Consider the following 20,662-nt stretch of genomic DNA (forward strand, 5'->3'; position numbering starts at 1 on the left):
GTTGGAAATGTTTGTTTGTGGAATACTGGTTAATCTGAAATCTGTTTTGTATTTATGAAAGAAGTTAATAATCAACTGAAAGTCGTCCTGTGTATACCGAAAGGTATAGGAGGGGGACAATTTTGAATAAAAATCAATCAATTTTCAGCACATTAGCCTAAGATTAAGTTAAAATGGCTATTTTTGCACAAATTTTAAGAAATGGCATTAAAGTGTGGAATAGTAGGATTACCAAATGTTGGAAAATCAACTTTATTTAATTGTTTATCAAATGCAAAAGCTCAATCTGCAAACTTTCCATTTTGCACGATTGAACCAAATGTAGGAACGATATCTGTTCCTGATCCAAGATTGGAGAAGTTGGAGTCCTTGGTAAACCCCGAACGTGTTGTTCCTACAAGCATGGAGATTGTTGATATTGCTGGTTTGGTTAAAGGAGCTTCTAAAGGAGAAGGTTTAGGTAATCAATTTCTGGCAAATATTCGTGAAACAGATGCTATTTTACATGTTGTCCGTTGTTTTGAAAATGATAATATTATTCATGTAGATGGTAGTGTCAATCCTGTAAGAGATAAGGAAGTTATTGATTTTGAATTGCAATTAAAAGATTTAGAAACAGTAGAGAAAAAACTACAAAGTGTTAACAGGGCAGCAAATACTGGGGATAAGGATGCTAAGAGATTGTATGATTTATTGGTACGCATTAAAAAACATTTAGAAGAAGGGAAATCTGTTCGTGCCTTGAATTTGGAAGAGGAAGAAATGCTAATGATCCGCGATATGCATTTAATTACTGTAAAGCCTGTTATGTATGTTTGCAATGTTGATGAGGCTTCAGTAAAGAATGGAAACAAATTCGTAGATCAGCTTAAAGAATCTGTTAAGGATGAAGATGCAGAAGTGCTTATAATTGGAGCGCAAATTGAAGCAGATATCATGGAATTAGAAACCTATGAAGAACGTCAAATGTTTTTGGAAGAACTAGGTTTAACTGAACCCGGAGTGAATCGTTTAATTCGTTCAGCATATAAATTATTAAAATTAGACACTTATTTTACAGCAGGAGTAAAAGAAGTACGTGCTTGGACTGTACATGCTGGTTCTACGGCACCACAAGCTGCAGGTGTAATCCACTCTGATTTTGAAAAGGGATTTATTCGTGCCGAAGTTATGAAGTATGAAGATTTTATTAAGTATGGTTCAGAAACTGCTGTAAAGGAAGCAGGGAAGTTTAACGTAGAAGGGAAGGAGTATATCGTGCAAGATGGAGATATTATGCACTTCCGATTTAATGTGTAATTAATCTTCTTTTTTCGGTTCAAACATACTCATATCACCTGATTTCATCATATGATATGCATTACTTAGATAAGCTAAAACTTCTCGCATTGTGTCAAGTGCTTTTTCAGTTTCTTTGCCAATTTCAGAGCCTTTTAATTTCAATAAAAGTTTTAGATAGAGTGCTTGGAAGCATATTTCCACCAAATGATTGTCTTTCAAATCACTTTTATCTCTGAAGGCTTTAACATTTTCTTCTGCATGACTTAAAAGATGTATATATTGTTCATCTTGAGCCACTTCCATTAACATTTTATGCAGATATATTAGTTCGGTCATAACTTCCCCCACTCGGTATAAATGACCTTTTTTTTGAAGTCCTCTAGAATTCATTTCCTCAATGATTTCCTCATACCAAGAAATTATGGGTTGAATATCTTCATCTTCTTTAACTTGAGGCTGAATAATGTTTTCTGTTATCTGGTCTAAATCAAAGGTATAAGCGCGCATTAAATCTTCGATTTGATACATGTAAATGATGTATTCTGCAATATTGCTTTCAAATCGTTCTTGTGCAATTAACATGTATAGAAGATGAGTTTTATTTTTTAATTCCTAATCCTTCTACTTCTTGTGATGCTTCCTTTTCAAGTGATTTCACTTCATTGTCAAATCCTGATTTTAATTCATCTTCACGTTGATTTAAGAAAGAAATAAACGCTGCTGTTACATTGTATGCATTATTGATATAGGTTATTTGTCCTCCTTTTTGGTAAAAGAATAATAAATCAATATTGTTTTCTTGAGAGAATTCTCTTCCTGCCTCAGATATTTTATTCATCATAGCTGTAGTATATTGATAGGATTCTTTTTGTAAGGCAGCTCCTTTTTCTTCTTGGAATTGTTGAATAGCTTGTTGTTTCTGCATCGCTGTTCGTTGAATATCTTCTAACTGATAACCTGTGATTTCATTGTTATCCATTCTTTTCTGAACATCGGCCTCAAAAGCTTGGTAAGCACGAATTTTCGTTTCTAATTCTTTTTGGAATACAAGTTCCTTAGCTTTCAGCATGGAATCTATTTCTCTATAAAAGTTGAATTGAGTAGTAATGCTATCTTGCACATAAAATGCCATTGCAATTGATCCCGTGTCAATTCTAGCAATATTCACTTCTCCGCTGTATGCCTCTTTTCCTTTATCTCCAGGTTTGTCCTTACAGCTTGTTATAGATAAAGTAATTACAGTAATTACGAGTAGTAAAGAAAGTACTTTTTTCATATTATATTAATCATTAATAGTTTTCGTATTTTTCCCTTCAAACGCTTTTCGCCAATCTTCTCTCATTTCTACAAAACGTTTTAAGCAATTATTTAAGAATTCGGTAGTAATCATAGCTTTTACCTCATCGATACCCATTACATCCATTTCTCCTATCTTATAGTGTTGTTCGAACTGTCCTAGTTCAATTTTTATAGTATATTTTGAATTATAGGAATATATTTGAATATTAAACCTTGGATGTGGAATGGAATCTATTACTCTCATTTATGTATCTTTCATAATTAATTAGGTGCAAAAATATCATTTCTAATAGGATTAACAATGATAATTTACATAAAAAAAATAAGGCTGTCAAATACGACAGCCTTATAACATTATGATTTGTGTATTTTAATTATCCATAAACTGACGAAGTACGTATTGAAGAATACCATCATTTTGATAGTAAGCAATCTCCACATCAGAGTCTAATCGTGCAATAGCTTGGAATTTGATTTCTGTACCATCTTCTTTAGTAGCCGTTACATCGAGCTTTTTGTGTGGTGTGATATTGCTTTCAATTCCATTGATGTTAAAAATCTCTCTTCCTGTTAATCCTAGGGTTTCAGCACTTTGTCCATCTATATATTGCAATGGTAAAACTCCCATCATTATCAAATTACTTCTGTGAATTCGTTCGTAGCTTTGAGCAATAACTGCTTTGATTCCTAGTAGATAAGTACCTTTAGCTGCCCAGTCACGAGAAGAACCACTTCCATATTCCTTACCTGCTAAGACAATTAAAGGGGTTCCATCTGCTTTGTATTTTTGTGCAGTTTCAAATACAGTAGATTCTTCGTTTTTAGGGAAGTAAACAGAATATCCACCTTCTTTAGTTGCTATTTGATTTTTGATACGAACATTAGCAAAAGTACCACGTACCATCACTTCATCGTTTCCACGGCGAGAACCATAACTGTTAAAATCAGCTAATTCAACGCCTCTTCCTTTTAAATATTTTCCTGCTGCAGATTCTTCTGTAAATGAACCAGCAGGGGAGATGTGGTCAGTTGTTACACTTTCTCCTAATTTCAATAAAGCACGTGCTCCTTTGATATCCGAAAGAGGTCTTGCATCTCTTGGTAAATTCTCAAAGAAAGGAACTTCTTTAATATAGGTTGAAGAATTATCCCATTGATATAATTGACCTTCTGGAATTTGTAAATGCTTCCAGCTATCGTTTCCATCAAAAATAGTGTCGTAATTCTTTTTGAAGTCGTCTTTTGATAATACTCTATTCATGATTTCTCGAATCTCTGTATCTGTTGGCCAGATATCTTTAAGATAGACAGGTCTATCATTTTTATCATAGCTAATAGGTTCCGTTGTCATATCTATATCCACTCGCCCTGCGATTGCAAAAGCAACTACTAACATTGGCGACATTAGATAATTCATCTTGATGTTATTATGGATACGCGCTTCAAAGTTTCTGTTTCCAGATAGCGTAGAAGCAACAACGAGATTATGCTCCTTAACAGCTTTGTCAATGATTGGAGGAAGTGGACCAGAGTTACCAATACACGTTGTGCAACCATATCCTACTAAATGGAAGCCTAAGGCTTCTAAATCTTCCATTACTTCGGCTTTTTCAAGATAATCAGTTACAACTTTAGAACCTGGTGCTAAAGAAGTTTTAACCCAAGGTTTGGTGTCAATACCTCTTTCTCTTGCTTTTCTTGCGACTAATCCTGCACCTAACATAACATAAGGATTAGAAGTATTAGTACAAGATGTAATCGCTGCAATAGCGACAGAACCATCAGATAATAAGTATTTTTCTGATCCGTGAGAAACCCAAACAGATTTTAGTCCATCAGATTCTTTTGTTTCAGCAGCGGTCTCTTGTTTTACTGTACCTCCTTCATTTTTCCATCTGTTAATATAATTCTCCCGTTCTTCAGGTTTGATATAATATCTTCCATGAATTTCTTTTTCAATTTCTACAAACTTGTCCTTAAGTGCAGAAAGTAAGATTTTATCTTGTGGGCGTTTTGGTCCTGCTACTGTTGGTTTAATTTGAGATAAATCTAATTCAATAACATCAGTATATTCAATTTTATCTTCATGCTCACGCCAAAACATATTGTCTTTGCTATATTTCTCAACAATTTCGATACGTTCAGGACTTCTATTACTTCCTCTCATGTATTCCAATGTCTTATCGTCGATAGGGAAGTATGTAATTGTACAACCAAATTCTGGAGACATATTTCCTATTGTTGCTCTGTCGGGAACAGATAAATTAGTTAATCCTGGTCCAAAAACCTCAACAAATTTCTCAACAACACCATATTTCCTTAATGTATTTGCAATAGTTAACACCAAATCCGTAGCTGTAGTTCCAGCTGGCAGATTACCAATTAATTTTAATCCAATAACATCTGGACTAATAAAATAAACTGGTTGCCCTAGAATTGCTGCTTCTGCTTCAATACCTCCAACTCCCCATGACATTACCCCGATACCATTTACCATAGGAGTATGGCTATCTGTACCAATTACTGTATCTGGAAATACATACCCATTTCGAGATGTAATACCTTTAGAAAGATACTCTAAGTTAACTTGGTGACAAATTCCCATTCCAGGAGGAACTACTCTAAAATTATGAAATGATTTTTGTGCCCATTTTAAGAATCTATAACGCTCATTGTTACGTTCATACTCTTTCTTCATGTTTTCGTCATAAGCATAAGGTGCAGCAAAATAATCTACTTGCACACTATGGTCTATGACTAAGTCAACTGGAATAAGTGGATTAATTTTAGAAGCATCTCCGCCTTTTCGTGCAACTTCAGCACGGATAGACGCAATATCAACTACAGCAGGAACTCCTGTAAAGTCTTGCATAAGAACACGTGCAGGTTTATAAGCGATATCTTTCCTTTCTCCTTTAGGTTTCCAGTTGAGGAGAATCTCAATATGATCTTTGGTTACAGTGAAACCATCGTAGTTTCGCAAAGCATTTTCAAGCAAAATTCGAATAGAAAAGGGAAGTTTATTTATGTTATAACCTTGTTTTTCAAGTTCTTTTAAACTGTAGTAGGACAAATCTCCTTTTGGAGAATTCATGGTTTTTTTGACATTATAGATATCTTGTTGCATGATAATTATTTTGAATTTATGATTTAAACAAGCGAGTACATTATATTGTTTGCTCGAGCAAATATAATTACTTAAAAATTAAAAGCAAATCAAAATGGATAGCCGATTGCAATATGAAATTGAGGTTTGAATGGATTAGGAACTCTATCTTTTGGATAACTACCTGTTTTAGGGTCGATTCCCCATTTAGCAATAGCTTCTTCTGTAAATTTTGTTCTACTTTGGAAAATCCATCTAGCTCCCTCTGGTAGCGCTGGATTCCGCATAGGTATTCCCATATCTAAACGTAGAATTAAATAGGTAAAATTCACACGCAGCCCTAAGCCAGTAGAAACGCTTAATTGCTTGTAGAAATCTTTTGAAATTTGACCACCTGGACGATTGGGGTCGTTATTCATAGTCCAAACATTTCCAGCATCTACAAAGAAAGCTCCTTCAAATAATTTACTCATTTTAAAACGGTATTCAAAAGAACCACTTAGGCGCATATCTCCCATCTGAGTGGAAGTTCTGATAGAATCTAAATAGTATTTATAAACTCCCGGTCCTAAGCTTCTTGCGCGAAAACCTCTGTTATCAACTGAACCACCAGCGAAAAAACTATAATCAAAAGGAAGGTTAATTCCATTATTTTTTAGAGGAATACCTGCGCCTAATTGTAATTTATAGTGAAGAGAATGTATTTTACTGAAATCATGGTGTAATTTAAATTCGTTATCTAAACGAATGAATTGAGAGTATCTTTGACCCAAGAATTCTTTAAATCCTTCTGCATTTGGTGCTTTCTTTTGAGTAATAGCACTCATAATCATACCAGCCATATCAAAATCAAAACCATAAGAGAAAACAATTTTTCCATCTTTTAATCTTGGGTTTGTAAAACTATATTCAATAGATAAATCTTTATAGATTGCTTGATTACTATATGCGTTTAATAAAAAAACATCATTTTGTGCTTCTAATTTCTTTTTAAATTCTTCTGTTTTGTTGATGTTTACAAATTGAATACCTCCAATCACAGGAATCCCAATTTTAAAATATTGCGTCTGATAGATGTCTTGAAAATACCATTGATATTTCCATTGTACTGTTTGTCGGTAAAAATCGGGTCTCTTTTGATATCCATAAGCAGCTGAAAATACTGTTCGTGCATTTTGACTCTTTGAAAGAGTGGTTAACCCAATAGGAACTAATCCAGGTACAGTTAATTCAAAAGAAGGGACAACTTCAAAGGTGTTAAAACTTCGTGTTCCATCTTTCAATACTGTTCCATTATCATTTTTTCCAAAAACTTCAGGTTGAGATTCAAAACCACCGCTCACACTGATTTTCAATTGTTGCCCTCTTCGAAATAAATTACGATTTATATAGCTAAGAGAAGAGGACAATCCTAGAAAACTATTGGAATGAGTTCCTTTAGGCTCAAAACTAAAGATGTTTGGTTTTTGCGGTGTAAGATAGTAATCCACATCTAAGGAGTTATCGTTATTCTCTTGTATATTTATTTTAACAGATTTAAATACACCTAAATTAAGCATACGACTATAGGAGTAATCCACTAAATAATCTTTGTATAAATTTGTTTCTTCAAGATAATTTTGAAATTCAATGAGTTCAGGTCGAGTAGTGGGGCGCCCGTTATAAAGAAAGGTTGATCTGTGAGCTTTTTTATTTCTACCTCTATACCAATCATATTGTAAAGTGTCAAATGTTGGAATCTCATCATACGATTTAAGTTTGATATTTCGTGTGTCAAGTTGTTCCTTTTTAAAATTTCCTTTATATGATATGGTATCTTGTAAATGGAAGTTGACTTGATTGATTTTGGTATAATTAAAAGGTTTCTCCTTTTCAATATCTCCTTCACCTACCAACCTTTTAGAAATGTCAATAGCCACCTTTATGTGTGTAGAACGATTTAAGGTATCCACTTCAAAGGAAATATAATTTTCTCTAAATCCAAAAATACCGTTATTACGCATGTGTCTGGCGAGAGATTTTCTTAGAGCACTTAGTTTATCAGAATCGAAACGGAAAGGAGGGATAAGTGCATCTTTAGATTCCTTTATAAACTTGTTGTATTCCTTTTCCAAAACCTTATTATCTGTTCGCAAATAAAAAGTATCAACAAAATAAACAAGTTTAGGAGTTATTCGATAAGTTACCTTAGCTCTTTTTCTTTTCAAATTTAGGCTAGGTTCTGTATCAACTTCTGCATGAAAGTATCCATTTTTTTGCATAAAAAGTTGAATCTGTTCTTTAGATATGCGAGTAAGCGAAGAATCATATATAACAGGAGCTTCGCCATAAACGTATTTTAATCTTTCACGAAATGTTGGAGAGGGATCTAACGTATCTTTTAAATCAATTTTCTTTGGCTTATAGGTTGTTTTTCCTCTCTTAAGTGCTTTCTGGATTCGCTTTTCGTTGATTTTATCTTGTCTAAGTATTCTTTTTTTATTCTTTTGGATGTAACGCTCATATTTTTGCTCTTTGTCTCTTTCTGTTTTGGTGGAATCCACAGCATTATAAACACGTAATCGAAGCCGAAACCCTAAGAAACGTCGATTAGGGCGCTGTTTTAATACGCTTTTTATATCTCCTTTATCTACATCTGTACCTTTTGGCATTTCAATTTTATTAGACACCAAGAGGTAGTGATCATTTGGAACATGGCGTTTTATATTACAGGATTGTAACATAGCCAGTAATATAAAAAATAATATATATGTAAACAAATTCTTCACAGCCTTCAAAAATACGAATGATTCGTAAATAGCATTTAAAACAAAGGTGAATTTTGAATGAAATAAAAAAAATCAGTGGATTGAATAGTAAAGTAACTACTACTATCTGAAATTAATCCTATTTTTGCTAAAGAAATTAGAGTTATGATTTCGAAAGAAAGAATTAAATACATACGTACGCTGCATCAGAAAAAATTTCGGGATCAACACCATCAATTTATTATTGAAGGAGCAAAATTATTGGAAGAAGCACTTATGTATGCGCCGCAAAGCATTCAACAAATATATTCCACTGAGGAACTCCCTTTTAAAAGTGGATTGCCTATCAATATCATCAGTGAAAAAGAACTCTCTCAAATTTCAATGTTACAACATCCTCAGAAGATAATTGCAGTCTGCGATTACTTGCCTATTCATCAGAAACGCCCTGATTTTTATGTCGTTTTAGATACTATTCAAGATCCGGGGAACTTAGGAACGATACTTAGACTATGTTCTTGGTTTGGAGTGTTTTATATATTGTCATCTAAAGAATCTGTTGATATATATAATCCAAAAGTTGTACAAGCATCTATGGGTGCAATTTTTAATGTTCAGATAGAATATTGTGATTTAAAAGAAGAATTAAAGCAAATAACATTGCCTATATATGGTGCACTTTTAGAAGGTGAAAATATTTATACTGTTCCAAAAGAAAGAAAAGGGGTATTAGTGATGGGGAATGAGGGAAATGGAATACATACAGATTTGCTTTCCTTCATATCACATCCTATAACGATTCCTAAATTTGGAAAAGGAGAATCTTTAAATGTGGCAATGGCAACAGCCATCCTTTTATCTGAGTTTTCTAGGAAATAGCGGAGTTTTATCCTTCAAAAGTGAACGATATCCACCAAACTCGATTATAGAGTTTGTCGATAGGAGTAGAAATACGCGTGTTATCTTGAAAAAGATTATTTTTAAAGCCATGAGAGAATTTTAATTCTATTCCAAATTTAAAGAAAACCAAGAAGAACTCTACACCAGCTCCTACTTGACCTTGGAAATCATTTTTATAAAGTTTCAGGAATGGGTCAGAAAATTTTTGCGCGGATTTCTCTTTAGACTGTAAATCTAGTGTGTATTGGGCTCCAGCGACAACGTATGCTGTAAAATTGTTGTAACGCAACGTTCTAAATTGGAGTAGTAAAGGGAAATCTAGATTTGTTGATCCAATTCGTTCGTCTTTTGTTTCAAATTTTTTATCAGGTTCGTCTGATAGATATGTATAGGTCAGGACACGCTCTATAAATGATAAAGAAGGGATAAAACGAAGACGTAAAATGGGAGTCCCCAATTTAACGGAACTAATTAATCCTAAATCAAAGCCTGGTTGCATTTTATTAGTGATTGAGTAGGTGTTATATTTGTCCAACATATTAGGCTTATATCTTGTCGTAAAATCTGCTGTATTGGCACCTAACATAAAACCAAAGTGAACCCATTTATTATCGAATTTACTATAGTTTAAAGTTTTAGGGTTTTTTTGGGAATAAAGAAGATTAGACCCTAAGATAAAGACAACAAATATGTATAAACCTTTTTTTATCATGCTTTTGTAGCAACGTTATTTATATATAATTATTTTATTCCTACATAAATTGTTGCAATGCCACCAGAAACAGGGATTGCCTTTGTATTACGGTATCCAACCTTTTCCAATATATTCAGGAAATCTTTTCCTTCTGGGAATATTGCGACAGATTCGGGTAAGTATGTATATGCAGCGTTATCTTTAGAAAATAACTTTCCAAAAAATGGAATCATATACTTTGAATAGATACCGAATAATTGTTTTAGAGGGAATCTTTTTGGTTTAGAAAATTCTAGAATAACTAAGGTTCCATTTGGTTTAACTACCCGTAACATTTCAGCTAATCCTTTTTCTAAATGCTCGTAATTACGAACGCCAAATCCAACTGTTAGCGCATCGAACTCGTCATTTTCGAATGGTAAATTCTCAGAATCCCCATGTATCATAGATATGATATTTTCTTGCTTCAACTTCTTTATTTTCTGCCTTCCAACTTCAAGCATTCCGTCAGAGATGTCAACTCCTATAATCTTTTTAGGGTTTAATTTTAAAGAAGCTATAGCAAAATCACCAGTTCCCGTAGCTAAATCAATAATATTTTTAGGTTGAGATTGCTTTAAAATACGTATAGCCTTTTTTCGCCATAGTTTATCGATACCAAGTGACAGAAAATGATTTAAAAAGTCATATTTTTTTGAAATGTTATTGAACATTTCTGACACCTCCTCTTTTTTGGCTTTGTTCCCTTGGTTATAAGGTTTTATACTAATTTCTTCACTCATCTTATCCTACAATTATATGCCCTTTAGGGTATTTATATCTTTTACTAATTAACTTTCTACTAAACAAATATGCTATGGACAGTGTACCAACCCTTCCAATGAACATGGCAAGTATAATGATTATTTTACCTGGATCTGTCAGAATGGGAGTGACGTTTAGAGTTAATCCAACTGTACAAGAAGCTGAAACATGCTCAAAAATAAGATCAAAGATACTGATTTGACCTGCAGTAATAGCGGCTTCTTCTGTAATCGTTAAAGCAAAGATCCCAATAATATTTCCTACGATAAAGAACATTAAAATGGAGTAAGCTTTTAAAACAAGGCTATTGTCTATACTTCTTTTAAATAATTCAACCTGGGTTTTACCTCGAATTGTGGCAATAACAGAGCTAAATAAAATAGCAAAAGTGGATACTCGGATACCACCGCCCGAGGAACCAGAACTGGCCCCGATAAACATGAGGAATAAAGTAAAAACTAAAAAAGGATACCCTAATGTAGAAAAATCTACAGATGAAATACCTGTATACCTAGGAATCATTGAATTATAAAAGGTAGTTACTAATTTTCCAAATGGTGATTTTCCTTCTAAAGTATTGTCATACTCAAATATAGCATATACTATAGCTCCTAAAACGATTAGTAGGAGAGTGGTGAAAAGAGTTACTTTTGTATCAAAACGTAAAGTTTTCCATGGGAATCGCATTCTTTTTCGTAAGCTTCTTATACCAAATAAATCAAATAGATAAACCATTCCGAATCCCCCTAAAAAGAAAAGGGTAATAATAATGAGTTGTAAAATATAATTATCTCTTAGGAGTTGGTGTTGAAATCCACCTGTTTCCATCATAATACCTGAGTTACAGAAACTTGAAACAGAGTTAAAAATGGCAAAATAAAGACGGGAAGATAAATCGTGAAATTCTCCTATCGGCTTCAATACAAGGAAAATTAAGATAAAGCCTATAAATTCAATTCCAATAACCCATTTGATGATTCGAAAAAACATAGATTCAGAATCTAGAAAAGATTCACTATTTACATAGTCTTCGATTATATCATGCTGTTTCAAGCCGATTCCAAATTTTGCTATTAAGAGATATAATGCTACAAAGGCGATTGTATTTAAAGCTCCTATTTGAATCAAAAAGAGAACAACTACTTGTCCTTTAAATGATAATACACTACCCATTCCTATTGCATCCATACCCGCACAACTCGTTGCTGAAGTGGATACAAATAAAGCATCTAAGAAAGACATGTCATAACCTTCAATAGACATTTCTGGAAGCATGAGCAATCCGGTTCCTATTAGGATAATAATCAATATGGAAAGCATAAAGAGCAATCCAGGGTGTACTTTAAAGTATTGTTTGAAATCTCTTTTACGAAATATTTCCATGAATATATAAATCATGAAAATGATTTGTATGGCAATATTAGAGAAATCGGTAAAATCATTAAAGCCAATAGTTTTAAAGAAATCAGAAGTCACTAATACTCCAAACATATTAAATGAGACACCCTCAAAAATTAAAAACACAACAACTAATGCTTCAAACCACCTTTCTTTTAAAAAGTTAATAGGGTTAAAATCATAGATTACTTTAACAAAAAAGCGAACGATATAGAATATGAAGCTAAATTCAATTATCCTATTCAGAAATACTTTGGATTCTGAGGTTTGTGGAAAACCATAATAGTAAACCAAGACACTTATCATTGATAAAGCAACTAATGCTTGTGTCCACCTAAAGAATAGTAGAACAAATCTTTTAGAATTGTATATAGAGAGATTTACTTTTTCTCTAAAATTACTCCACCACATCTATTTGAATTTGGTTAGATTCTTCTAATAAACGATCCGAGTTTATAGCGACAACACCACGGTACTCACATACAATTCCACCTGCTAGATTAGCAAATTCAGCAATGTTCTTAAGACTTAATCCACAAGCTAAGCAAAGTGTTGCAACGCTGATTACAGTATCTCCAGCACCTGAAACATCCGTGATATTCCTTATGTGGGCTGGTATGTGGTAATTTTCTTTCCCATTATCTATAAAAACCCCGTGAGCACTCATGGTTGTGAAAATGATTTCAGCATGTAATTGCGCTTGCAAAGTTTTGATAGCTAGTTCAAATGATTTTCGATCTTTTTCGAAATCTAATTTTGTGCGGGTTCCTTCTCCTAATTCTTTCAAGTTAGGTTTGAATAAGGTAACTCCCTTATAAGTCATGAAGTTTTTTAACTTCGGATCAACTGTAGTAACCACCTTGTATTTCTGTGCTAGAGCTATCGACTTTTCTATAAGAGATTGCGTTAATAATCCCTTATTATAATCTTGGAAGATGATAGCATCATATCCTTGCTGAAGAAGATTTTCCAATTTTTTTAAGACAGCCTCTTCTTCTTTTTTTGAAATATCATGCGTATGTTCTTGATCGATACGAAGTAATTGCTGATGATTACCAAGTACCCTTGTTTTTATGGTTGTAATTCTTTCAGAGGACTGAATAAGTCCTTCAGTAGAAATATGATTATCGTTTAAAAGGTGTTGCAATATGGATGCTTCTTTGTCTGTTCCTATGATTGCATTAATAGTAACTTTAGCTCCAAGACTAACTAGATTAAGTGCTACGTTTGCAGCGCCTCCTAGGCGATTTTCACTTTTCGTAAAATTCACAATTGGGACAGGAGCCTCAGGACTGACACGTTCTACATTCCCATGGATGTATGCATCAATCATAATATCGCCTAAAACGATAATTTTCTTTTGTGAGAATTGATTAAAAAGTGCCTCAGGTGTCATTATTTTAATTTTTCAATGGCTATTTTTATTCTACGTAAAGCCTCTGTTAAAGTTGCTTCATCTGTAGCGTATGAAATTCGAATACTATTTGGATTTCCAAATGCTTCTCCTGGAACTAAGGCAACTAATACTTCATCCAAGATATAAGTGGATAAATCATTAGATGTTTGAATCACTTGCCCCTTAGGAGTTGTTTTTCCAAACAAATCAGATATGTCAGGGAAGAAATAAAAAGCGGCTTTTGGTAAATTGACATGCAAACCTTTAATTTCCAACAAACCTTTATATACTATATCTCTACGATTTTTAAAAGCAGAAATCATCTCTTTCAAATAGGAAGTTTCTTTTCGTAAAGCAGCAATAGCGGCACGTTGTGCGATGGAATTAGCTCCGCTTGTGAATTGACCTTGCATTTTAGTGCATGCAGCTGCGATTTCTTTGGGAGCACCTATATAACCTAATCTCCAACCAGTCATTGCCCATGCTTTGGATAATCCGTTAACTACTACAGTTTGATTATATACTTCTGGAAATTGAGCAATACTTTCATGTTTGCCTGAAAAATTAATGTGCTCATATATTTCATCAGAAATAATGACAATATCTTTATATTTTGCAAAGACATTAGCTAATTCTTTTAGTTCTTCTTTTGAGTATAAAGATCCCGTTGGATTACAAGGAGTTGAGAAGATAAATAATTTTGTTTTATTACTTATTTTTTCTTCTACTTGTTTGCCAGTTACCTTGTAGTCGTTCTCAATAGATGATGGAATACTAATAGGGATGCCTCCAGCTAGTTTTACAATTTCAATATATGAAACCCAATAAGGAGCTGGTACAAGTACTTCATCTCCTGGATTTATGATACTTAATACCACATTTGCAATAGATTGTTTTGCTCCTGTAGAAACCACAACTTGATTTATTTCATAATGCAAATTATTATCTCTCTGGAATTTGTCACAGATAGCTTGTCTTAAGTCATCATATCCTGGTACAGGTGGGTATTTTGTGTATCCTTCCTTCATTCCTTCAATAGCAGCATCTTCAATAAAGCTAGGCGTTGCAAAATCAGGCTCACCTAAACTTAAGGAAATCACATCTTTACCCTGTTGCTTTAATTCACGACTCAATCTTGACATAGCCAAGGTAGCCGATTCTTCCATATTGTTTAAACGATCTGAAAACTTTATCATGTGCTGTAAATTACAAGACAAATTTAAAATTATTTTAAGCTTTTATATGCTTTATAGCATAAAAGAAATAGAAATCTTGCACTGTTGCAAGTGATAAATTTAATAACTATATATGAAAGAAAGAAAAACTTTTGGAATTATATGTGTTTTCAAATAAGTGAGGATAATACTTTTTCATTTCATCATTCATTAGTTGAATAGGTACATCATCAAATTCTCCATAAAAATGTGTATATTCCATAAATTTATTTTCCCCTTGATATGCTTGTAAAAGTGCATCGTGCTCTCCATCCCAATCGAGTGGAGCTACCTTAGAAATTCGGCATACCTTTTTATCAAATGCAGGAGTTGTTTTCACCCACTTATCATCGAGATATGCTGAAACATAGCCATGAAAAACTATCTCAGGGCGACGTAACTCCTTGGTAAGTCGTTCAACACCAATATGATTGACGACAATACCATAACCAAGTTTACTAGGGATTCCCAGAGCTCTCAAGCCAGTTGCCAACATAATAGATTTTTCAACACACCAAGCACGAGATTTATGTGATATCACACTCGACCTAAGCGCATTGGGACGCAAATCTAAATGGTATGGATCGTATAAGAAAGTATCTCTAATTTTATAATAGAGTAATACAGCTTGATCTTTAGGAGAAATATGAGGAGGGATGTCTGCAATAAGTTTATGTGTACTCTCGTGATTGACTTCTAGAAAAGAAGTAGAAGCGAGATATAGGCAATTCCCCTACCATGGAAGAACAGTTGAGTACGATCGCTAACGAAAAGTATAAATAATTGATAATAAAGGTATTAAATTTACGTTAGTCAGAACCTTAAAGAACAACACAATAAAAGATAAAATTATCGTTCTTAGAAAATTAACAAAGTAGAAAAACAACTTAAAAAACTAAAAAATATGGCAATACCAAAAATCAAAACGAATTTGTTTAGTTTCAAAACATTTCGTTCCCCCGACAAAATTGATATTAATGAAATAAACGAATTTTTCATTCAACATCCCGATATTACTAGAAGTCAGTTTAACCAATGCCCTATCCGCAATGAAGATGGCAGTAATGAAAAAGAATACAACGAATTTTTAGGGAGATTCAAACCTGCCAGCAGTTACAAGGAAATAAGAAACTTAAATCCTGAATTTTATGATTTTTCAAGTTTGTTGATGCAACAAAAGAGAAATGACAGTTCTAAGAAACCATTAGACGTAGAACTGCCAAGACCTTTGACCAGTGAGATTCATTTAAAAATATGGGAAGAACTTTTTGTTCAAACCGCCACACAAAAATCAAAAACAGCAAGACAAGCCTGTTTGCAAATGCTTATTGCACAGTTTTATGTAGAAAACATAAAACGTATTGAACTTAAAAACATTGGCAAATTAGTTATTGTAATCCCTCAAGTTGTTACAAACTGTTTTAGACCGTGGCAATATGCCAATTGCGGAGGAAAATTATTTGGTGTACATAATCTTGGCATACAAGAATATAGAAGGGTTGAACAAACCTTGTGTTGTTATGTTCCGGGAGAAGTTTCTCACATTGAAAATGTGATGGCACGTGAATTCAAAGAAAAAAGTACAAGAAATCTATTACGAACCGAACAAACTACTGAACTAACAACCGAAACAACCATTGAAAACATCAATGACACTACTACAACCGAAAGGAACGAATTGAGTTCGGAAATTGCAAAACTCTTACAAAAAGACAAATCATTCGACATAAGCGGTTCTGTAACTGTTTCAAAAGACTCAAAAGTTTTTGGAAGTATTTCAGCTAATGTCAGCACAGGTTATAACAGTAGTAGTTCGTCATCACTTTCAAATACTGAAGCAAAAAATTTCGCAAAAGAAAAAACCGAGCAAGTTTTAGAAAGAATTGAACAAAAAACAACCGAAAGACGAACTTATAAAATCATTAAAGAATTTGAAGAAAATAACAAACACGGTTTCGACAACAGAAAAGGCACTAAACACGTTACGGGTGTTTATCGTTGGGTTGACAAAATTTACGACAATGAACTTGTAAATTACGGCAAAAGACTCGTTTTAGAAGTTGAAGTTCCTACCCCCGCTTTGCTTTATAAAAAAGCAATGGAGTGGAAAAGTAAGAAAAAAGAGGAACAACAAGCTACTTTAACTCCACCTAAAACATTGTCCGATTTTGGAATTGAAAATGCGAATGACATCAACAGTAATAATGCAAGTCAAGCAGCTAGTGCTTACGGAACGAGCATACAAAACTATGAGTCAGAAACACAATATCTGACAGTTGATATTCCTGTAAAGGGAGTTGAAAATAAAAGTTTTTCTCAAAGTCAAACATTAAGCAGTATTATTATACCTACTGGTTTTGTTGCCGAAAGAATTGATGGCGTTGGCTCATTTAATTACAAAACTCCTACGGGGTCTGCTTACATTGAGTTTGATTTTAGTGGTTACAAAAAATATGTTGGCGATTTTAAAGATAAAGGAACAAGAAATTTTGATTATCATTTTGTTCTAACACCCAATTTATCAGGCTCTATTTCATTTGTAGTTAGATACAGAAGAACAGATAGTTATAGTGCTTCGCTAAAAGTAAAATGTGTTTCAGACCCTATATTATTTAAAGAGTGGCAGGAAAACACTTTAATTGCTTTGCAAGAAGCATATCAAAAAAAGTTAGACGAGTACAACGAAGCATTGCAGTTACAACAAGAGGCGTTAGCAGCCCAAGCCGACCAAGAAGGAAGTGAAAATTTTAGCAATGCAGCCTTCAACCGACTTATTGAAGAAAGAGAATTAAAACGAGCCTGTATTGAAATGTTGAGCAAACCTTATTGTTATGAAATGGGGAAACGTTTCTATAATTGCAAACCGTACAAATGCACTTCGTGTGAAGATGAAGAAGAGGAAATTGAAGCTATCATTCCAGAAACAATTCAAAATCAACAGTTAGAAAAATATGCCGAGTTTATCAAATTCTTTGAAACGGCATTTCAATGGGAAATTTTTAGTTATATCTTTTATCCATACTACTATAACGAAAAATGTACGTGGTACGAACTGTTACAAACCAAAAATCCTGACCCGATTTTTGAAGCATTTTTACAAAGTGGGATGGCAAAGGTTTTAGTTCCCGTTCGCCCTCAATTTGAAAAAGCCATTATGTGGTATTTAGACACAGGCGAAATTTATACCGAAGGAGATTTAATACCTGAAACCGCTGATGACAGATACGAATCATTGTTGAAAGATCTGTATGGACAAGACGAAGTAAGAGTAGAAGGCACTTGGCAAATACGTGTGCCGTCAATGCTTACCATTATTCAGGCAAAATCTACTTATTTAGAAGATGAACAAGGTTTGCCTTGTTGCGAAGAAGAAGATGAAACATTTGGCAGTGACGACCGTCTTTTGGAGGGATTAGACAATATTGATGACCCAATAATTGAGGAATAGTTATGGCAGAAGAATATTGGAAAAGTAGCCCTTTTGGGGAGGATAGTATTTTTCACCCAAGTTGGGAGGAGAAGCAAAAGCAATTAAAATTACAAAGCAAACAATTGCTTGCTTCTCCTAAAATTTCAATAAAATGTACTGGCACTGAACGATTAAAAATTAAAACTGATTGTGTTGTAAGTATTAATTTTATTTTGGGCGGAAAGGATAATAATTGGTTTGGTTTTGAACATCATTTAGAGCTAAGTTCTAATGATACAAATTTAAAAATCTATAATGATAAGTTTGATGTAGATAATGAATGGACTTTTATCACAAATATTAGCAACTCCAAAACAGGTACGTCTAATTTAGATATTAAATCCGCAAACAATTCTGTTACAACTTTCAAGTTTGACTTCGTCAATGAAAAAAGTGTTTTTGACAGAAAGGCTAAAGATATTTTACTGACGGAAAATGAAAAATTAGTTCAGGAAGATAAAGTTTGTTTTCGTGTAGCCGACAAAGAATTGGCGCTGTTAGTTAATGACAAGAGTTTAATTCTGAATAATTACGAAAATTTATCGGGGTTTTCACGAATGGATGATTATGAGAAGAAAGGATATATATATAAATGGAAAAAATTTCTACAAAATGTTATTTGGAGAAGACATACCGAGGGAAAATACGAACTTAAACCGTATGATTTCGCTGATGGACAAAAGACTTGTTTTTCTGACTTTATAAAGGAAACAATGCCTTGTATGGGTATTCACGTATATCATTTTATACTACTTGATGGTTATCACGTCTTAGTTTTAATTGTCGATAATTCAAACAATTGTTACCCTAAGTTTAAAATCATTGACCAATTAAAATTCAGAGAATGGGAAGATTTTTCTAAGCTGGACAATGAATTATTAACAATGACAAGAAATAATTATGAAGGTGCCTGTAATGCTTCTAAGAGAACTGACATCAATTCATCAATAAATCTATGCAAAATAAAAATAAAATAATTTTATTGGTATTTCTTATTACAGTATCCTCTGTTATGATTATATCTTGTAACAGTAAAGTTGAAAATGATGTCTTTTACAGATATTATTCTAATAACTCGGATAGTATTGTTTTATTTAGCAAAGACTCCGAAATGTTACTTGTAAAGGATAATTTGTACTTTTCTAACAACAATATTTACATAGGATTGCCATTATTTGAAGATAATATAGACAATCAGGATAAAATTATTTCAATTAGAAAAGGAATAGTTTTGATTGACCCACTTAATAAATACAACCTATCAATAGATACGTCAACTTACCATTTCATCATTAAGGAACTAATAGCTTGTGATAAAAACAATGTAATAGCATATCCTCGTGGAATTTACAAACTTCCTTTTCTCGAAGTATTAGAATTAAATCCAAGTAAAACTATTCTATGTGACAGCAATGGCACTTATTTAAAAGATGATAGTTTAGTCTATTGTATTCCCACAAATACATATCTTGAAATAAGTTCAAAAGATTTTGATATGCTTTATAAAGATAATGTATATTACGGTAAGCATAAAAATATAGTTTATTATTTGGATTCACCTATTGATACATTACGTTGAGAGAAATTGATAACTATCAAAAAATGGTTTAAAATGGAGACCAAAAACCGATCAAAAAAGGCGAAACCGAAAAGCCATACGAGTAGGAGTAACATAAAAACAAAAAAAATGAAAAGAATTAATTTTTTACTAATTGTGTTTCTGATAGCAGGAGCAGCAGTATTCACTTCTTGCAAAAAAGAAACAAAAATCGAAAAAAACCTTTGGAAAAAAGGCGGAGAATGGAATGTTGAAAGCTTATATGCAAAGCAGATTAGCACAAATAGTGCTGATAATTTTGAAGAAACCATTTACAACTATGGTACTTTTACGTTTAAAGAAAACGGTAGTGGAAATTATACCATAACTGTTGACGGAGATTTTGAAGCAGGTGCTTTCACCTATTCCAACACAGAAGACAAATTAACACTGATTATCGACAATCAAGCTCGTATTTTTGACATTGTTGACTGGGAGAAAAATAAAATGAAAATTTCCATCACCGAAAATTTCACATCAAGCGGAGAATCCATTACCTACACAGAGACAATGAATTTAAAGAAAAAATAATTCTGACTGTAAAAAGTTGTGTATAGCAGACCATGCCATTAATAGACATTGAAAGATTGAACGACAAGAATAAAGGCAGCCTATAACCGCACCTACACGCAAGCAGGGGTTTTGTGTTTCGTATGACAGGAAAGTGTTAAAATTGAAGTTTGGTTCTTCGTAGTAAATTCATTGCTAAAAATCCCTGCCAGCGTGTAGCTGCCAACCGATATGTTTGTAGATTTAA

At 33.2% G+C, this 20,662-nt stretch carries 17 protein-coding genes; 6 read left to right on the forward strand and 11 right to left on the reverse strand.

Features of this window, described 5'->3' with window-relative positions:
* The first annotated feature begins 201 nt into the window (after nt 1-201).
* Nucleotides 202-1,299, forward strand: a complete 1,098-nt coding sequence (gene ychF, locus M9897_07970) for a redox-regulated ATPase YchF (GenBank protein MCO5268815.1) — start codon at nt 202-204, stop codon at nt 1,297-1,299.
* On the opposite strand, the gene M9897_07975 is transcribed toward ychF, so the two are convergent.
* The 5 genes from M9897_07975 to M9897_07995 form a co-directional block, all read right to left on the reverse strand.
* Complete coding sequence (locus tag M9897_07975; protein MCO5268816.1) at nt 1,300-1,863, reverse strand: DUF4924 family protein; 564 nt, start codon at nt 1,861-1,863, stop codon at nt 1,300-1,302. It lies immediately after the preceding gene.
* A gap of 16 nt (nt 1,864-1,879) precedes the next feature.
* Nucleotides 1,880-2,557, reverse strand: a complete 678-nt coding sequence (locus M9897_07980) for an OmpH family outer membrane protein (protein MCO5268817.1) — start codon at nt 2,555-2,557, stop codon at nt 1,880-1,882.
* Nucleotides 2,558-2,563: 6 nt separating this feature from the next.
* The gene (locus tag M9897_07985) at nt 2,564-2,824 is read right to left on the reverse strand and encodes a hypothetical protein (protein MCO5268818.1); all 261 of its coding nucleotides are present in this window, start codon (nt 2,822-2,824) and stop codon (nt 2,564-2,566) included.
* 126 nt (nt 2,825-2,950) lie between these two features.
* Entirely contained in the window at nt 2,951-5,674 is a 2,724-nt protein-coding gene (gene acnA / locus M9897_07990) for an aconitate hydratase AcnA (protein ID MCO5268819.1), read from the reverse strand.
* Between the two features lie 122 nt (nt 5,675-5,796).
* A complete protein-coding gene (locus M9897_07995) occupies nt 5,797-8,337 on the reverse strand; it encodes an outer membrane protein assembly factor (protein ID MCO5268820.1) in 2,541 nt (846 codons plus the stop codon).
* Between the two features lie 261 nt (nt 8,338-8,598).
* Here M9897_07995 and M9897_08000 point away from each other — a divergent pair, with 261 nt between their 5' ends.
* Nucleotides 8,599-9,312 carry an RNA methyltransferase gene (locus M9897_08000; protein MCO5268821.1) on the forward strand — a complete coding sequence of 238 codons (714 nt, stop codon included), beginning with the start codon at nt 8,599-8,601 and terminating at the stop codon, nt 9,310-9,312.
* A 7-nt stretch (nt 9,313-9,319) separates the two neighbouring features.
* Here M9897_08000 and M9897_08005 read toward each other — a convergent pair whose 3' ends face one another.
* The 6 genes from M9897_08005 to M9897_08030 all read right to left on the reverse strand — a co-directional run bounded on the left by M9897_08005 (nt 9,320) and on the right by M9897_08030 (nt 15,446).
* Nucleotides 9,320-10,045 (reverse strand): PorT family protein, encoded by a 726-nt coding sequence (locus M9897_08005; protein ID MCO5268822.1) that lies wholly within the window; start codon nt 10,043-10,045, stop codon nt 9,320-9,322.
* Nucleotides 10,046-10,074: 29 nt separating this feature from the next.
* Nucleotides 10,075-10,809, reverse strand: coding sequence for a bifunctional demethylmenaquinone methyltransferase/2-methoxy-6-polyprenyl-1,4-benzoquinol methylase UbiE (ubiE, locus tag M9897_08010; protein ID MCO5268823.1), 735 nt, complete (start codon nt 10,807-10,809; stop codon nt 10,075-10,077).
* Between the two features lies 1 nt (nt 10,810).
* Entirely contained in the window at nt 10,811-12,640 is a 1,830-nt protein-coding gene (locus M9897_08015; GenBank protein MCO5268824.1) for a hypothetical protein, read from the reverse strand.
* Entirely contained in the window at nt 12,627-13,625 is a 999-nt protein-coding gene (locus M9897_08020; GenBank protein ID MCO5268825.1) for a bifunctional ADP-heptose synthase, read from the reverse strand. The genes M9897_08015 and M9897_08020 overlap by 14 nt, the downstream gene beginning before the upstream one ends.
* Nucleotides 13,625-14,821: a pyridoxal phosphate-dependent aminotransferase gene (locus M9897_08025; protein MCO5268826.1), complete on the reverse strand. Its 1,197-nt coding sequence runs from the start codon at nt 14,819-14,821 to the stop codon at nt 13,625-13,627. The genes M9897_08020 and M9897_08025 overlap by 1 nt, the downstream gene beginning before the upstream one ends.
* Before the next feature lie 106 nt (nt 14,822-14,927).
* Nucleotides 14,928-15,446, reverse strand: coding sequence for a transglutaminase-like domain-containing protein (locus M9897_08030; protein ID MCO5268827.1), 519 nt, complete (start codon nt 15,444-15,446; stop codon nt 14,928-14,930).
* 297 nt (nt 15,447-15,743) lie between these two features.
* Between M9897_08030 and M9897_08035 the strand changes: the two genes are divergently transcribed.
* From M9897_08035 to M9897_08050, 4 genes are all read left to right on the forward strand, one after another.
* Complete coding sequence (locus M9897_08035; GenBank protein ID MCO5268828.1) at nt 15,744-18,287, forward strand: hypothetical protein; 2,544 nt, start codon at nt 15,744-15,746, stop codon at nt 18,285-18,287.
* 2 nt (nt 18,288-18,289) lie between these two features.
* Nucleotides 18,290-19,285 (forward strand): hypothetical protein, encoded by a 996-nt coding sequence (locus M9897_08040; protein MCO5268829.1) that lies wholly within the window; start codon nt 18,290-18,292, stop codon nt 19,283-19,285.
* A gap of 35 nt (nt 19,286-19,320) precedes the next feature.
* Entirely contained in the window at nt 19,321-19,887 is a 567-nt protein-coding gene (locus tag M9897_08045; protein MCO5268830.1) for a hypothetical protein, read from the forward strand.
* A 108-nt stretch (nt 19,888-19,995) separates the two neighbouring features.
* Nucleotides 19,996-20,436 carry a hypothetical protein gene (locus M9897_08050; protein MCO5268831.1) on the forward strand — a complete coding sequence of 147 codons (441 nt, stop codon included), beginning with the start codon at nt 19,996-19,998 and terminating at the stop codon, nt 20,434-20,436.
* Nucleotides 20,437-20,662 lie beyond the last annotated feature (226 nt).

Source organism: Brumimicrobium sp. (genome assembly GCA_023957385.1).
Lineage (GTDB): Bacteria > Bacteroidota > Bacteroidia > Flavobacteriales_D > Crocinitomicaceae > Brumimicrobium.